Annotated in this window: 14 protein-coding genes and 1 pseudogene; 10 read left to right on the top strand and 5 right to left on the bottom strand. The window is 68.7% G+C overall.

Features of this window, described 5'->3' with window-relative positions:
* Positions 1–241: pseudogene (locus tag MKL01_RS23515) on the top strand (histidine kinase); the annotation flags it as partial.
* Between the two features lie 222 nt (positions 242–463).
* Positions 464–838 (top strand): hypothetical protein, encoded by a 375-nt coding sequence (locus tag MKL01_RS23510; protein ID WP_243907590.1) that lies wholly within the window; start codon positions 464–466, stop codon positions 836–838.
* A gap of 3 nt (positions 839–841) precedes the next feature.
* On the opposite strand, the gene MKL01_RS23505 is transcribed toward MKL01_RS23510, so the two are convergent.
* On the bottom strand, positions 842–4237 hold the full coding sequence (locus MKL01_RS23505; protein WP_243907589.1) for a hypothetical protein: 3396 nt from the start codon (positions 4235–4237) through the stop codon (positions 842–844).
* A gap of 74 nt (positions 4238–4311) precedes the next feature.
* Here MKL01_RS23505 and MKL01_RS23500 point away from each other — a divergent pair, with 74 nt between their 5' ends.
* Positions 4312–4608 (top strand): hypothetical protein, encoded by a 297-nt coding sequence (locus tag MKL01_RS23500; RefSeq protein WP_243907588.1) that lies wholly within the window; start codon positions 4312–4314, stop codon positions 4606–4608.
* An 8-nt stretch (positions 4609–4616) separates the two neighbouring features.
* Here the strand turns inward: MKL01_RS23500 and MKL01_RS23495 are convergent, their stop codons facing one another.
* From MKL01_RS23495 to MKL01_RS23485, 3 genes are read right to left on the bottom strand one after another with little or no spacing between them, the layout of a single operon-like run.
* Positions 4617–7148, bottom strand: a complete 2532-nt coding sequence (locus MKL01_RS23495; RefSeq protein WP_243907587.1) for a hypothetical protein — start codon at positions 7146–7148, stop codon at positions 4617–4619.
* Positions 7149–7161: 13 nt separating this feature from the next.
* A complete protein-coding gene (locus MKL01_RS23490; RefSeq protein ID WP_243907586.1) occupies positions 7162–8391 on the bottom strand; it encodes a hypothetical protein in 1230 nt (409 codons plus the stop codon).
* A 3-nt stretch (positions 8392–8394) separates the two neighbouring features.
* On the bottom strand, positions 8395–9075 hold the full coding sequence (locus MKL01_RS23485; RefSeq protein ID WP_243907585.1) for a GNAT family N-acetyltransferase: 681 nt from the start codon (positions 9073–9075) through the stop codon (positions 8395–8397).
* Positions 9076–9176: 101 nt separating this feature from the next.
* Here MKL01_RS23485 and MKL01_RS23480 point away from each other — a divergent pair, with 101 nt between their 5' ends.
* The gene (locus MKL01_RS23480; RefSeq protein WP_243907584.1) at positions 9177–9467 is read left to right on the top strand and encodes a hypothetical protein; all 291 of its coding nucleotides are present in this window, start codon (positions 9177–9179) and stop codon (positions 9465–9467) included.
* A 358-nt stretch (positions 9468–9825) separates the two neighbouring features.
* Here MKL01_RS23480 and MKL01_RS23475 read toward each other — a convergent pair whose 3' ends face one another.
* The gene (locus tag MKL01_RS23475) at positions 9826–10368 is read right to left on the bottom strand and encodes a TraY domain-containing protein (RefSeq protein ID WP_243907583.1); all 543 of its coding nucleotides are present in this window, start codon (positions 10366–10368) and stop codon (positions 9826–9828) included.
* A 130-nt stretch (positions 10369–10498) separates the two neighbouring features.
* Here MKL01_RS23475 and MKL01_RS23470 point away from each other — a divergent pair, with 130 nt between their 5' ends.
* The 6 genes from MKL01_RS23470 to MKL01_RS23445 all read left to right on the top strand — a co-directional run bounded on the left by MKL01_RS23470 (position 10499) and on the right by MKL01_RS23445 (position 14263).
* Positions 10499–10699 carry a hypothetical protein gene (locus MKL01_RS23470; protein ID WP_238292355.1) on the top strand — a complete coding sequence of 67 codons (201 nt, stop codon included), beginning with the start codon at positions 10499–10501 and terminating at the stop codon, positions 10697–10699.
* Between the two features lie 283 nt (positions 10700–10982).
* Positions 10983–11201 (top strand): hypothetical protein, encoded by a 219-nt coding sequence (locus MKL01_RS23465; protein WP_243907582.1) that lies wholly within the window; start codon positions 10983–10985, stop codon positions 11199–11201.
* Positions 11198–11482 carry a hypothetical protein gene (locus MKL01_RS23460; protein WP_243907581.1) on the top strand — a complete coding sequence of 95 codons (285 nt, stop codon included), beginning with the start codon at positions 11198–11200 and terminating at the stop codon, positions 11480–11482. The genes MKL01_RS23465 and MKL01_RS23460 overlap by 4 nt, the downstream gene beginning before the upstream one ends.
* Positions 11479–11940 (top strand): hypothetical protein, encoded by a 462-nt coding sequence (locus MKL01_RS23455; RefSeq protein ID WP_243907580.1) that lies wholly within the window; start codon positions 11479–11481, stop codon positions 11938–11940. The genes MKL01_RS23460 and MKL01_RS23455 overlap by 4 nt, the downstream gene beginning before the upstream one ends.
* Complete coding sequence (locus MKL01_RS23450; protein WP_243907579.1) at positions 11937–12848, top strand: toprim domain-containing protein; 912 nt, start codon at positions 11937–11939, stop codon at positions 12846–12848. Before MKL01_RS23455 ends, MKL01_RS23450 begins: the two co-directional genes overlap by 4 nt.
* Positions 12845–14263: a primase-helicase family protein gene (locus MKL01_RS23445; protein ID WP_243907578.1), complete on the top strand. Its 1419-nt coding sequence runs from the start codon at positions 12845–12847 to the stop codon at positions 14261–14263. Before MKL01_RS23450 ends, MKL01_RS23445 begins: the two co-directional genes overlap by 4 nt.
* Positions 14264–14742: the final 479 nt, after the last annotated feature.

The following is a 14742-nucleotide window of genomic DNA, read 5'->3' as shown; positions in this document are numbered from 1 at the left end:
CTTCCACGGCTATCTGACGAACTACCGCGCCGACGGCACCCGGTACCGTGCCGAGATCGACTGCCGGCCGTTGCGCAGTGCAGATGGGCGGATCGAGAACTTCGTGTCCTTCGAGCGCGAGGTGGTCCGGCGCGTCGGCCGTCCTGCGATGAGCGCAGACGGGCGCTACGAGTCGATCAGCGTGGGCGACGATATGCTGGCGGGCGTGCTCCAGGAGCTTGCGCTGTTCCGGCACATCTGACCGGCGACCCATCGAAGCGCCACCTCGACAGTCACCCCGCCGCCCGCCATCTTGAGCCCATGCCCGCGCAGCACGGCCAGACCTACGATCCGCAGGAGGAGCCGGCGCCGCGAGGCGGTTGAGCGCGCCGAGCCCTGCGGTGACGGTCGGAAGCTAGACGGTTTGCCGAACGCGGCGTCAGGGGCCATCTTCTCGTGATGCCCGCCAGGGTCGCCGGTCTCCATGCCCCTCAACCAACTTATTGCCCCGATCGCCGCCGCCACCATCGTGACTGCGTTCTGGCTTGCCGCGATGTGGCGAGGACATCAGCACGAGCGCGGGGGCAAGCGCTTGCCCTGGCCCTATGAGGCTGGGCTTGTGGGCTACATCTTAGCAGTCGGGGCCTTCGTCTACTTCCGCGCGAGCTTACCCAGCACCCGAGCATTCGATCTGTTCGGCATCGCGGTTGCTGCAGAAGGGCTTGGCATCGTCATTACCTACGCCCTGCTGCAAGCCTTTGTGCTGTCTCGTGGCCGCCCTTGGTCCGAGCGCGCCACGCCGATGTTCTTCGCCATCGTTCTTACGACCGGAGTAATTGGCGCCATATTTACGGCCTGACCCCTACCGCTGCCCCAACGCCAGCCCCTCGCCCGTCGCAAGCTGCCCGAGCGGCAGCATGGGAGGCGGCGCCGGGAGCCGCGGTGCGCCGCCCTCGAACGACCGCCGAGCAGAGGCGGCGCCGATCCCGCCCATAACTGCCCGCGTGCCAACCTTGGCGCCGTAGGTCCCGGCCGCTGCCCCGAGTCCGCCGACCTTGAACGCGATGGCGCCCGCGATCAGGTCCATCGCCTTCGCCACCGCCTTGCGGCCAGCCTCACCGGCCGCACCGGGTTTGATCGTCCCGTCCGGCCGCACCGTGGCCTGCAGGGCGCCCGCGAACCGGCGCAGGTGGCTCAGCTCGTCGGCGTTGAACAACGTTGAGGCCACACCTTTGCCGGCCCCATCCGTGAAATCCCGCAGGCCTGCGATCATCCTCGTAGCCGACGTGGCCGGATCAAGAAGCCGCTGCACGGCCGCCTGCCGGAGGCCGGACCACTCCTGGCTGTCCGCGCCGAGGAACGCCTTGGCGGCCCGCGCCTCGCTCGCCGCGCCGGGCTTAGCGCCGATCGTCCCCGAGGAGCCAAACAAGCTCCGGCCAACGGCGTTCGGATCGAACCCAGTCCGCTCCAGGTACGCCGCCCATGTCGGGGTTGGCCGTCCCGCGTTCTCGGCTTGCTGCACGGCGGCCCGCAACTGGCCGAGGCCGGCGCGCTGCTCCTGGCTCAGGAAAGGCGTCAGAGACCGCCCCTCGCCGCGCAGCAGGTAGTCGAGGCGCCGGCCGAGGTCCTGGCCCTCGCCGCCCAGGTGCCGGGCGATGAGGCCCCGCTGCACGGCCGCCCACGGCTCGCTGTCCGCGCCTACCGCATCGCGCAGGCGGGCGAGCGTCTGCATCTGCCCAGGTGAGACGCGCCCCGTCGTCGAGCCGAACAGCATCGAGGCGATTTCGTTCGGCGAGGCGTCCCGCTCCACGATGCGCCGCAGGTTCGCGCCGGCCGTGTCGCCGGGGCCGCGAGGCTTGAAGGTCTGCTGGTACTCGCGGAACAGGCCACGAGCCCGCTGCATCGCCTCCAGAGGGGCCGTGTCGCCGATCGGCAGGGCGTCGGACGCGGCCGGAGCCGTCGCACCGTCGAAGGGCGCCGCGTCAGGAGTCGCGCGGCCGCCACCGGGACCGCCGGCATCACGCCCGAGCACGGCCGCCTCATAGGCATCTGCCCCGGTGTCGTGCTCGCCTCGGAACAGCCGCTGCGACGCGTCGTCGAGGTGCGCCGGATCCATGTCGCGCGCCCGGACCCCGACCGAGGCGAGATCGTCGACAACCTGCTGTCGGAATGGCGCCAGGCGCTCGGCATAGGCCGCGGACTGGTCCGCCAGCCTTCCGCCGACATCGGCAGGAGCACCACCGCGCGACAGGTCGGCGAGGCGATAGACCGGCTGCCCTGACCGCTCCAGCCCGATCAGGTCGTGAACCTCATCCCCGATCCGGCGCGAGATCATGCCGTCCGCGCTGTCGGGCCGCAGGAAGCCTTCGGACGCGAGCTGGTCTCGAAAGTCCTCGATGGGTCGGCCCGCCTTCCGCCCGAGCGGCCCGTAAGGCGTCATCACGCGGCCGAGATCCGCGGCCCGCGCGTCATCGTCGAGCCGGATCCCGTCGTTCCGGGCGAGGTAGTGCGTCAGCGGCTCAGATTTGCCCGCAGGAGCCCCGCCAGCGGCCGGGAACGGCACGGACGAAGCGTCGAGGCTCGCGGCGCCCGGGAAGCCGTCTGCGGCCAAGCCTGCGGCTGCACGAGGCGTCGGGCGATTGAGCAGCCCTGCCCCCGCGGCGTCGGACAGGTGGTTATCGAACTCCTCCATGATCCGGCCGAGGGCGCGCCGGTCCGTAGGGTTCTGGGCCGTCGAGCCATACAGGGCGCCGAGCCGCTTCCGGAGCTGATCGACCTGTTGCAGGTTCGGCCCCTCGCCGGGAGCCAGGTTGAAGATCTGCGGCACCGCGTCAAGGTCGGCGATCGCCCGGGTTGCGGCCGGCGTCAGCCTGTCGTCGAGCGGCACGTCGGCGCCGAGGCGACTGCGGACGTGCCCGCCCAGCATGTCGAGGGCGCCCGGGTCGAACTGGTGCGGGTAGGCCGCCACGTCGTCGTAGGCGGCCCGATACGCGGCCTTGCCCTGCGCGGCGGCATCTCGCACGCCCTGTGCCGCCAGCGTCGCGCCGTCGAGGGCGTCGACATCACCACGACCCCGCACGCCCCGCAGGGCATCATCGAGACCGCGCTGCGCCACGCTGGCCCGCTCGGCATCGGCCTGGACGGCCTGCCGGGCCCGGTCCGCCACGGCCTCGAACGCCTCCTGCGGACGCTCGATGCGCGGCGCGTCGCCGGCCGCCATGCCGAGGAAGCGGTCTCGGTTCGCCGCCAGCGCATCGGCCTGCCGTGCAGTAAAATCCTCGCCGATCTGCTGTGCCCGCGGCCCGGCCTGACCCGCCAGGGCTCGCCCTTCCTGCGCCAGCACCTGCGGGTCGGCCATCGACTGCCCCCGCGACAACGGCAAGCCGAACTCGGCCGCCTGTGCTTCACGCGCCGCAGCGACGGACGGCCCCTTGGCCGCGAATGTCGTGTCCAGGTGCTGCGCCAGCTCGGGCGTGATCGCTGCCGGATCTATCCCGGCCTCGCGCAGGGCTGCGGTCGCCTGATCCGTCAGGGCGCCGTCGGCGTTCCGGAAAGAGAGGTTGCGAGCGAACAGCCGCGAGACCACCGGCGCGGCCTTGTCGATGATGTACCCGCCTCCAGCACCGAGCGCGCCGCCGAGTGTTGCCATCCCGGCCGCATCTCTCAGGTTCTTCGTGTCGGCATACTCACTGATACCGCCATATGCTGCCCCGGTCAGGGCATTCGCCACCGCCCGCGCGCCGAGGCCAGCCCCTTCGGCGGCTTTGAAAGCAGGCAAGCCTACAGCACCGCCGACGATGCCGCCCACGGTCCCCGCAAGGGCGGTCTTCGGATACTGTCGCGCCAGCGCGTCCTCGATGTCCGAGACTTCGCGATAGCTGTCCCCGAACGACTTGCCGGAGCGCAGCGCCTCGATGCCTGCCATGGCGTTGCGCGGCAGGTTCAGGCCGATGGCGTTCGAGCCCCGGAAAAGGCCGGCGTCGACTTGGTTCTCCAACGAAGGCTTGCCGACAAGCCGCTCGTCCGCCGTCCGGCGCAGGGCCGAGCCCTCCGGCGTCGAGGTGTCCATGGTAGACGCCATCGGACCGTTGCCGAACCGATCCGAGAAGCTGGCAGGCTGCTGCCGCTGCGCCTTGAACGCCTGAAACTCGGCCGGATCGAAGGCGTCTGGGGCAGAAGCGGCGTCCTGCGGCGGCGCCGACAGCCCCGACTTGAACGCGGCGAACTCGGCGGGATCAAATCCGAGACCAGCACTCATGCTGCCACCTCACTCATTCTCGCAGACAGCTCACCGCTGCTACGATCCGCACGACACATTGCGCAGGATCCGAGATGGCCGAGAAAAGCGATACCCCGCCCCAAGTCGGTGGAGATATCCCGGACCCCGACAACGTGCCGATCGCCCACATCACGGGTGCCGTCAGCAACATCGCCAATGGACAGACGATCTTTCTGAACCTGCTGTCCGACCGGATGGCGATTGGGCTCGACGGTAGAAGCCGGTCGGACCCGATCATCGCAGCGCGCCTGCGCTTCGATCTCAGCGTGGCACGGAACATCCGCGATCAGCTCGACGCGCACATCAGCGGGCTCACTGCCGCCGCGCCGCCCGATCAGAAGCCGAACTGACACGTCCATCAATACCCCTCGCTGTGAAGCTGCTGGTAAGCCTGCTGCTTGCTCATCCCGGAGCCGACGAGCTGCCCGAACCGGTCGGCCGGCGACACCGCACCGGGCCGGTTCGAGGGCGACGGGGGCGGCAGGGCCGGCGCGCCACTCTGACCGCCGCTCGCGACCGAGCCCTGCACGGCGGCAGGACCGGAGCCGGGACGGTAATAGGTGCCCTCCCGGATCTGGCTCCCGCGGTCGAGGTTTTGCTGCATCCGGAGCTGCGCCGCCTGGATGGCCCGGTCGTACACCTTCACCCGCAGCGCATGCGGCAGGTTCGAGGAGCCGGCCACGTCGAGGAGGATCTTGCGCTCGCCCTCGGTCGGGTTGCCGCCGAAGATGGATTTCAGGTTCGTCAGGGCGTTCGTGGTGACGAGGTTGTCCAGCTCCTGCGTCGCCTGCCCGCGCTCGCCGCCGATCGCGCTCATGAAGTCGCCGCGGACCTTGGCGCCCGGGCCGCCGTAGGCTTCAGCCGAAAGCTTCTTGGCCTGCTCCAAGAGGCTGATCGACGACTGCGCCGAGATCACCCCGTTGTCGGCCGCGTCGATCGCCTTCTTGTCCCCCGCGGACATGTCGCGGTCCGCGCCGACTTTCCCCGTGGCCACGAACGACCGCCACGAGGGCGAACCTTCCTGAAGGCCGAGGCTGCCGGCCGCTTGGCGACGCGCCTCGATCTGCGCAGTGATCTTGGCGCCCTCGTCCCGCTCGGTCGGCTCCTTGCCCGTGAGGACGTAGGACTGAAATTCCGGGGTGCCTTCCCGAAGGCCAAACTGCGCCGCCGCTCGCCGACGTGCGTCGACCTGAGACGTGAGGTCGGCTCCGGGATCCCGGTTCGGCTTGTTACCGAGCACGTAGTTCTGGAAATCGGGCGTGCCGGGCTGCATCCCGAACCGCTGCGCCGCCTCGGCCCGGGCCTGGATCTGGGCCTGAAGGTCGGCGCCCGGGTCTCGCTGCTTCTCGCGGGCGTAGGCGGCCGGGCTCGCTGCCTGGGTCCAGCCGTTGGCCCGCGCGATCTGAAATTCCTTGATCGGCTCCGGCATGCTGGTCTCGTCGAAGGCCCGCTTCAACAGCATGTTGGCGACCTGCTTCGGCCCCTCGCTGAGGTTCGGGTTCGCCACCGCCCGCAACAGGGCAGGGATCCGCTGCGCGAGCGGCGCCTGCGCGTAGGCCGTGGCCGGCACGTTCCCGATCATCGCGTCCTGCGGGATCTGGGCGGCAGCCGGCGCGGGCCCGTCGCCCGGCATCGCCATGACGCGAGAGGGCGCGCCACCCGAGACAGGCAGGGTCGGCACGGGCTGCGGCGGCATCGCCGGCAACTGGAGCGGACCACGAGGCTGCGGGCTGGAAAGGCCGGCCGGCAGAGCCGCGACCGCGCCCGGCACCTGCTGCGGGGCCGGCGGGATCTGGAACTGCGCGGGCTGCGCGTTCGGCGCGGGTATGTCCGCCTGCGGGTCTGCCGCTGCGGCTTGGCGCGGGACCATGCCCATCTGCTGCTCGAGCGCTTGGGTCTGCGCCTCGTCGTCGGCGACCTGGACCGGGCGGCCCAGGTTGAGGCCCGATGCCGGAGCCTGCTGCGGCGGGCGGGCAAGCGCCCCAGGGGCCGTCGGCATCTGCGGCGCGAAGGACGGATCCGCGCTCGCAACCTGCGGAGCACCCTGCAGGGCGGCGCGACCACCGCCGCCGCCGAAGCTGCGGGCGAAGTCCTGCATCACCTGACCGGCGGTCTTGGGGCTGCCGTCCCGGTTGAAGAACACCGGCCGGTTGGCCGCGACCGCCTGCGGGCTCGCGTAGGACGCGGCTGGCACGTCGGGGTTGCGCAGCGTGCCACCGACGAGACGCACGCCGCCGCCAGGGCCGAGGAAGTGCAGCGCGTACCGAGTGGCATCCGTAACCGGCAGGCCGGCGCGGCCCAGGAAGCCCTCGTTCTCAGCCGTCAGCGCCTTCGTCGCCCGGATCATCTGGTCCGGATCGGTGCGGCCGTCCGTGCCGGGCCCGACCGGCGTCAGGGCGAGGTCGGGATACTTCCGGGCGACGCCGTTCCAGGTATCGGTCGTGAACTGCCCGAGGCCCTTCGCCGAGGACGTGCCGGCCTGCGCCAGCGGGTTGTTGTTGCTCTCGCGCTTGAACAGGCCGGTCAGGTAATCGCCCTGCGGCCCAGACTGGTCGAGGAACGACGGCGTGCCTGCCCTCGGAGCGGGAGCGCCGCCGGGAACGCCGACCGGCCCGCCGACACCGAACCCGCCGAGGCCCTGCGCGAAGTCGGCATCCGCCGCGGCCGTCAGCTTGCGCTGCTGCTGCGTGTCGAGGAGTTTCAGCAGGCCGATGCCGGTCTGGGGATCGCGCAGGCCGTTGAACGCCGTCCCTGCCGCGCCGGAATAGTCACCGGACTGGATCTGCTCGCCGAGCTTCGCGAGGGCGCTCTTCTGCTCGTCGCGCTCCACCGCATCGAAGTAGCCTTTTCCGAGCTGCGAGAAGCCCGCGAAGTATTCGCCGAACGACATCAGCGCGCTCCCCTCAACTGAAGATCTTGCCGAGGCCGCTCAGCACGTTGCCCGTGACCGGGCTGCTGGCGATGCCGCCGAGCATGCCGAGCAGGTTGCCACTGGCCGTCATCTGGTTCTTGGCTTCGGTGTTCTGGTTGTCGACGTACTGCTTGGTGGCGTTCTGGATCGCCGCCGACTCCTGGTTGCCCAGGTTCATCAGGTTCGACCCAAGCTGGTTGTAGGCCCCGTAGGTCCCGGTGCCGTTGCTGACGTTGAGGGCCGACTGGCCCGTCCCGAGGTTGGCGTCCGCGCTGCCGAGTGACGTGCCCAGGCCGATGTTGTTCGTGTTCAGCGCGTTGCCGAGGTTCTGGTAGATCCCAGCCGCCTGAGTGTCGTTGGCGTTTAGAGCGTTCCCCAAGCCGGTGAAGTTCGACGAGAGCGCGTTGCCCAAGCCCGTGTCGACGTTGCCGAGCGCATTCCCGTAGGCTTGTGAAGCATTCGCCTGGTTGGTGAGACCCGCCGCCTGTCCAGCCAGGCCGGTGGTGTAGTAGCCCGCGCCCGTGTTCAGGTTGTTGACGTACTGCTGGTAGCCCTGCGAGGCCAACCCGTTCGCGGTGTTCAAGATGTCCGAGGTGGCATTGCCACCGGCGAGACCACCGCGGGCGGCAGCACTGCGCTGGACTGAGCCGAGCGCCTGGTCGAGGCTGTACTGGTAGCCGGGCGCCTCTTGGAAATTCGCCAGCGCAGCCTGCGACCCCGCCGCGCCGTTCGCGCCCGTGGCGTTCAGGAACTGGTTGAAGGCGTTCGAGCCGCCCTGCACCATCGGCGCGTAGCTCGCCGTCGCCTGGCCCAAGTAACCCTGCGTCTGCCCGTACTGGTTGGTGAGGTCGGTCCTGGCCTGGCCGTAGTTCTGCGTCAGGGCATCATTCGCAAGACCGTAGTTGGACTGCAGATCGGATCGACCCTGCCCGAGCGAACCGAGGGCGGCGCCGTAGTTGGAGTTGAGCGCGTCCTGGCCGGACATGTACCCGGCGTTGAGGTCGATGCGCTGGTTGCCGTACCCCGTGCCGAGGTTCGAGACGCCAGCATTGTACCCGGCATTGAGGGCCGGCAGACCGGACCCCAGCAGGTAGTTGTCGGCCGACGTGTAGTTGTCACCGAGCGCCGTGCTCTGCTGGTTCAGACCTGTGTTGATGGTCTGCATGTTGTTCTTGAAGGCGGTCTGCGCAGCCCCGCCCGAAATCGCGTCGAAAATCGACATGGCTCAGTGAACCTTCAGGGAGGAGGGCGGGGGCATGTCAGCGACCGGCGCGGCGGTGGACGAGCGGGGCGCGAGCCAGGGACAGTCGGCGCCGGCCATGGCCCAGATCTGCGCATCGAGGGTGCCGCCGTAGAACCGGCGGGCTGTGCCCTCGAACCGGAAGCCCGCGCGGCGGGCGAGGTCGGCAAGGTCGGGTCGGTTGACCGGGATCCGAACCACGACACGCCCGAGGCCGAGGCCGTAAAACGCCCACCGGCACGCACCCGCGATCAGCGGGCGGTTGATCATGCCTTTGTCGGCCAAGACGATCAGCTCAGCCTCGTTGTCGGGATGCGGGCTGTGCAGCACGAACAGGGCGCCACGGACGAGATCCGGGCTGATGAAGCGGGTCCACGTCGGCTCGTAGCCGAGCGACCGGCCGGCGCCGTTGACCCAGGCCGCGATCTGCTCCGGCCGGTCGTCGAGGTCCACGACAGCGCGACCGGCCGGCTGGGCGTGGGGGCGCAGAAGCTGTGCCATGCGCTCGTGCAACGTTTGCGGTCGGGGTTGCGGCGCGAACGCCGAGGCCGGGTCTATCCCCGCCTCGCGCAGGATCCCCTCAAGGGTCAGATCCTCGCCCTCGCCGGCCGGAGGCGCCGCATCGTCGAGCACGAAGCTCTCGGGGAGATCGCCAGGGCCGCTCATCAAGCAGCCCTCGGAATGGCGACGCTCGACTGGCGGTCGGGGGCGACGGCCGGCGAGCGCGCTACATCGGCGGTGCGAACCGAACCGATGGAGCTGAGAGCATGAGCGAAGGCAGGAAACCCACCGAGCCGGTCATCGTACCACTGGCGGATCCCGATCAGGTGCCGATCCGAGTGATCAACGAAATGGCCCCCATCGGTTTTTTGGGCAGCTTGTTCGATCTGGTCCTGTCGACGGCGGGCTCTGGCATCGACGCCGAGGGAAATCTTCAGGCAAAGCGCCTCATCGCCGCCCGCCTGCGCTTCGACCTCGACTTCGCCCGTGCCTTCCACGCGGCACTCGGCCAAGCGATCGCGGCCGTCACTACCCCGCCGAAGGACCAGGTGAACTGAGGCAAGGGCGCCCATCACGCGGCAGCCCGCATAGCGACGGCGGGGCCGGCCGGAGGCGGGTCGCGGTCCGGCCGATCCGTCGAGCGGATCGACGCGAGGCCGACCGCGAGCGCGGTACGGGTCGCAACCGACAGGCGGACACCGCCAGCGCGAGCAGCAGCATCAAGATCCCGGCGCATCGAGGCCGGGAGGCGAAGGGTCAGGAACTCATCGTGGGCGGCGCGCACGTCGAAACTCCCCGAAGCGAAGCATTCGAAAGGTAATGCACGAGCGCGCGAGATGTGTCACAACGGCCGAAACCAAATAGATCCACCATTTACACTGGTTACGCCGCTTATTTCATTTTGCTCTGATTGCGCTATTCTGCCGCACCAGGGTCATCTGCCGTCCACTCGTCGGTGCGGCCGTTGCCCGTCCAGTGATTTGCGATCCGCCGATCCAACTCGTCCATTGCCTGATCGTCGTCGAACATCATCGCCGAGTCGGCCAGCTCAATCCCGATGTGTTTCGGCTTCCGCTTGTCCAGCGGGACCGTTTTCCCGTGCACACTCTGATAGCCCTCCTGCGGTAGAGGGCCGCCCGGCCAGCAGTACACCGAGATCACCCGGTTACAGGCCGCGGCGATGACCTTTCTAGCTTCTACCTCGCTAAACTTGTGCTCCCTGCAAAATTTACGGGCGTCACGAACAACATAAGCGAGTCGCCGGAACATCTCAGCCTGAAATCCTGCGCCGAACGTAGCACGCAGCAAGTATTCCTGATCCAAAGAAGACTGGATCCGGTGCTCGACCTCATGCGTGAGAGAGCGACCAGAAACCTGAGCAGCCGCTTCTAGTCGCTCGCGCACGTCTGCGGTCGTCTTCATGTTGAGCGCGACCTTGCGCGCCTCGCCCTCGAACACTCTCCGCGGCATCCACTCAGCTCCTCCACTCCAGTGCGTACATAGACACGGAGTGGGCTTGCCTTCAAGGCGCCCGCCCTCTACGTTCAACCCAGTGCGTACAAAGGTACGGATTGGAGAGGTGGAGCGCATGAACGTCCGCGCAGATGTCACCGCCGGCAAAAGCGTGCCGGTTGGCCCCCTCGCCCGGGAAGCGGGCGTGTCCGCGAGCGGCCTCTACGGTCTGATCGCGCGTGGCGAAGTCGGATCGATCCGGATCGGGAAACGGATCGTCGTGCCGGCCAAGGTCGCAGCGGCATTGCTCGGAATGGATCTGCAGCAAGCCGCCTGACCCCGCTTCCGCGGGCGCGTCCCGCGGGCCGCTCATCCCGCGCCGATGCGGCCGGCGCACTCTTCAGGACCAATAGACCTATGAATGCAGAAACCCCCGCCGTGGGCACGGCAGGGGCTTCCGGGAAAGGTGTCGGTTTCCAGCGCGACACCACCGAGATAGCCTCGCACCCCTCGCAAGTCCAGATCGCCCGCCTTCAGAAGCGGTTCGATTTCAGTCCATCAGTAGCCGCCGCGGTAGCTGCACTAGTCTATCCGCAGGTCGATAGCTGACAGGTGGCCCGATGACGGCGCCTGTTATCTCCCCCACGGCCTGCCTCACGTTCGACGCGGTCGCCGAAGCCGCCAGCCTGGCCGAGAGCTATGCCCGGAACGCGGTCGAGTTCGCCCTGATCCGGGACGTCCGGGGGGCGGCCTACAGCTTGAATTGCGCCGCGAAGGCGCTCGCGGCGGCGGCATCGACCGCGCAGACGCTGCACCCTGCTGATGGGGGCGGCCGATGACAGCACCCCTGCAATTCCCCCGGTTCCGGGCCTACCGCCCCGAGCCCGATGGCGTGCGGCTCGGCTTCGATTTCAACGAGTGGTGCGCCGAGCTGTTTCGAGGCGATCGGCTCGCACGGCGGATCCATTGCGCGTCTCTCGACGCGGCTCGAGCCGAGGTCGCCCGCCAGGAGGCCGCTGGCCTGCAGCGGCTCCCCGACGCCAGGCCGGACTGGACGGAGGTTGCCTACGGCTCACTAAGCGACGGCAGCCTGATCGACGATGGAGGCGACGCGGCATGACGAACGTCGTCGCCTTCCCTTCGCCCATGTCGAACCAACGGACCCCGATCGCCATCGAGGTGGTCGTGGCCCCGCTGTGCGACCTGTGGGTGGCCTGGCTGCGCCTCCCGACCGGCTACTACACCGCCTTGGAGCGGACGCCCGACGAGTGGCACGCGCTACGGGACGCCCGTGCCTACGCCGCCCGGCACAACATCCCCGTGACGGTGCACAGCAAGCCGCTCGCCGTCGTGCTGGACCAGCCGCAGGCTGCCTGCCGGGGCGAAATCTCGATCTGGCCCGACCCCGACGGCGGCGGCTGCTGGCGGGTCGATCACGTCTCGGCCTCGGGCGACTCCGCAGCGATCGTCGGCAGCGCCTTCAGCTTCGGCGAGGCCGTGACCATCGCCCGGGACGCGGCCGCGCGCCTCAGTGCGAACTTCGATGATCCCTTCTCGAATTTCGGAGGTGCAGCATGAGTGTCCGCCTCCACATGCTGAAGGCCGCGCTCGGCGGCGAGCTGTTCGGAAACACCCTGACGTGTCCGAGCATCGGCCACTCTGCGAAGGACCGCGGCACGTCCTACACGGAAAAGTACGGGGCGCCGGGCAACCTCCTCGCCTACGTCCATAACGGATCCGAGGCCGACCACATCGCCGCGAAGGATCGCGCCCTGGAGATCCTGGGCGAGCGCCAGGACTTCCTGGCCCGCGACCACCGCCCCGACCCGGTCGAGGCCATGAACCGTCGGGTCATGCGCCGACAGGCCGAGGAGGCTGACCGCGCCGAGGCCCTGCGCAGGCAGCAGCGCGCCGTCGAGATCTGGAACGAGGCGCAAGACCCGCGTGGCACACCGGCCGAGACGTACCTGCGCAGCCGCGGGCTCGACCTGACCGACGACGTAGCCGGCTCGGCCCTGCGCTACCACCCGCGCGGTCCATGGGGCCTACGGACACGCTCGCCCATGATGATCGCGGCCATGTCGGACGTGCTCACCGGCGAGGTGAAGGCAATCCACCGGACTGCCCTGGCCCCCGATGGCCATAAGATCGACCGCAAGATGCTCGGTCCGGCCGCCGGGACCGCGATCATGCTGACCCCAGCCGCCGAGACGGTGGCGATCGGTGAGGGTATCGAAAGCGCCCTGTCGGCCAAGCAGCTCGGCTACGGACCCGGCATCTGGGCTATGGGAAGCGCAGGCGCGATGGGCCGCCTGCCCGTCCTCGACGGCGTGCAGCGCCTTGTTCTGCTGGAGGAGCGTGACGCCGCCAGCGCCAATGCCGTGTCGGATTGCGGCCACCGCTGGACCCGCGCCGGACGCGCTGTGTCGGTGGTGCTGCCCACCGTCGGGAAAGACCTCAACGACGCTCTGCGCGAGGTGGCATGATGCGGCCAGCTTCCGACTACGCCAAGGAGCGCCCGTTCACTGCCGCAAACAGCCCGCCGCCGAAGCCCGCCGGCGACGACCTCGACGCTCTGAACGAGAAGTACTGCGTCGTGCGCGAGGGCGGGAAGACCCGCGTCCTCACCTTCGAGCCGCACCGGCAGAAGGGGCATACCCGCGAGGTGGCGACGTACCTTCCGTTCGAGGATTTCCGGAACTTCCACCTCAACCGCACCGTGCGGATCGGCGAGGACAAGAAGATCCCCCTCGGCCACTGGTGGCTCAAGCACCCCGAGCGCCGGCAGTACGAGGGCGTCACCTTTCAGCCTGGCGCCGGGCAGGAGGTCGACGGGCGGCTGAACCTCTGGCGCGGCTGGGGCGTCGAGCCGAAGAAGGGCCTGTGGCCCCGAATGTACCGGCACATCAAGGAGGTGCTCGCCGACAACGACGTTGCTGCAGCGAATTACATCTTCAAGTGGGTCGCCTGGGCGGTTCAGCACCCGGCTGAGCGCGCGCAGGCCGCCCTCGTGTTCAAGGGCAAGAAGGGCACCGGCAAGGGTACGCTCGGGAACGCTCTCTGCCAGATCTTCGGTCAGCACGGCACGCACATCAGCAGCGCCGAGCACCTGGCCGGGCGGTTCAACGGGCACCTGCGCGACGCCTGCCTTCTGTTCGCCGATGAGGCCTACTGGCCCGGCGACAAGGGCGCCGAGGGTTCGCTGAAGCGCCTCGTGACCGAGCCGGATCTGTTCATCGAGGCCAAGGGCCGCGACGGCATCACGGTCGCGAATATGTTGCACATCATCATGGCCTCGAACGAGGACTGGATCGTACCGGCCGGCGAGGACGAGCGCCGGTACGCGGTGTTCACCGTCTCGGCCGACCACATGCAGGACGAGCAGTGGTTCCGGCCGCTCTACGCCGAGATCGCGAACGGCGGCCTCGCCGCCATGCTGTACGACATGCTGGCTCACGACCTCGGCGACTGGCACCCGCGCCGGATCCCGAAGACCGCCGGCCTCCTCGACCAGCAGAGCCAGAGTCTGCGCCCGGAGGACTCTTGGTGGGTCGAGCTGCTGCAATCCGGCAAGCTGTGGGGCGCCTCGGATCGCGGCCCCGAGTGGGCCGTCTCCAATTCCTATGAGGAGGAGGTGAGCACCACCTTCGGCACGAAGACCGTCAAGAAGCGGGGCCTCTACGATCAAGCCCGCGAGATCTCGCCCAGGCTCAAGCTCTGGAGCGACCATCTCCTAGGCCAGTACCTCAAGAAGCACGGCTGCTCGAACGCCAAAAAGGTAGCGCGACGCCGTGGGTGGGAATTCCCGCCCTTGGACCAGCTTCGGGAGGAGTGGGAAGCCCGTTATCCGGGCTGGAAGTGGAACGACCCGGATCTGTCCGAATGGCAGGCCGAGGACTGAAATGTTCCGCTTTTTCCGCTTCGACCCACATCCTTGCCCGGCGCAAGTCATTGATTTTTCGACAGTTATACGGATGTTCCGCTTGTGGCGCTCCAAATGTGAGGTTCGCCAGAAAATTCACGCGCGCACCCGCCGGGGCCGCGAGAGGCGAGCGTTTTCCTTTTATCTTCTAAAGAGGAACAAGAGGAACAGCGGAACAAGGCAACAGGAACAGCTACTTTGCCCGTTCCGCACTGTTCCACATTGTTCCGCTCTCGCGGCCCTCGCCGAGCACGCCGGGCGCCGGCCATGATCCCCGTCGCCGACGCCTGGGGCCCGTTCCGCTCCGACATCGACCCGGCCGAGCACGCCGTTCACTTGGAGGCGAGCCGCCCCATCCACCGGACGACGAGGGCGGCGAGCACATACCAGGCGCCAGGGTGTAGCACCGCCACAATGTTCTGGATGAGCGGATCGCCCGGGTCAGCCGGCAGGCTCAA

Origin of the sequence: Methylobacterium sp. J-070 (assembly GCF_022829385.1) — a bacterium.
Taxonomy (GTDB): domain Bacteria; phylum Pseudomonadota; class Alphaproteobacteria; order Rhizobiales; family Beijerinckiaceae; genus Methylobacterium.
The sequence above is the reverse complement of the archived record's forward strand: the minus strand, read 5'-3'. Positions and strand labels throughout refer to the sequence as shown.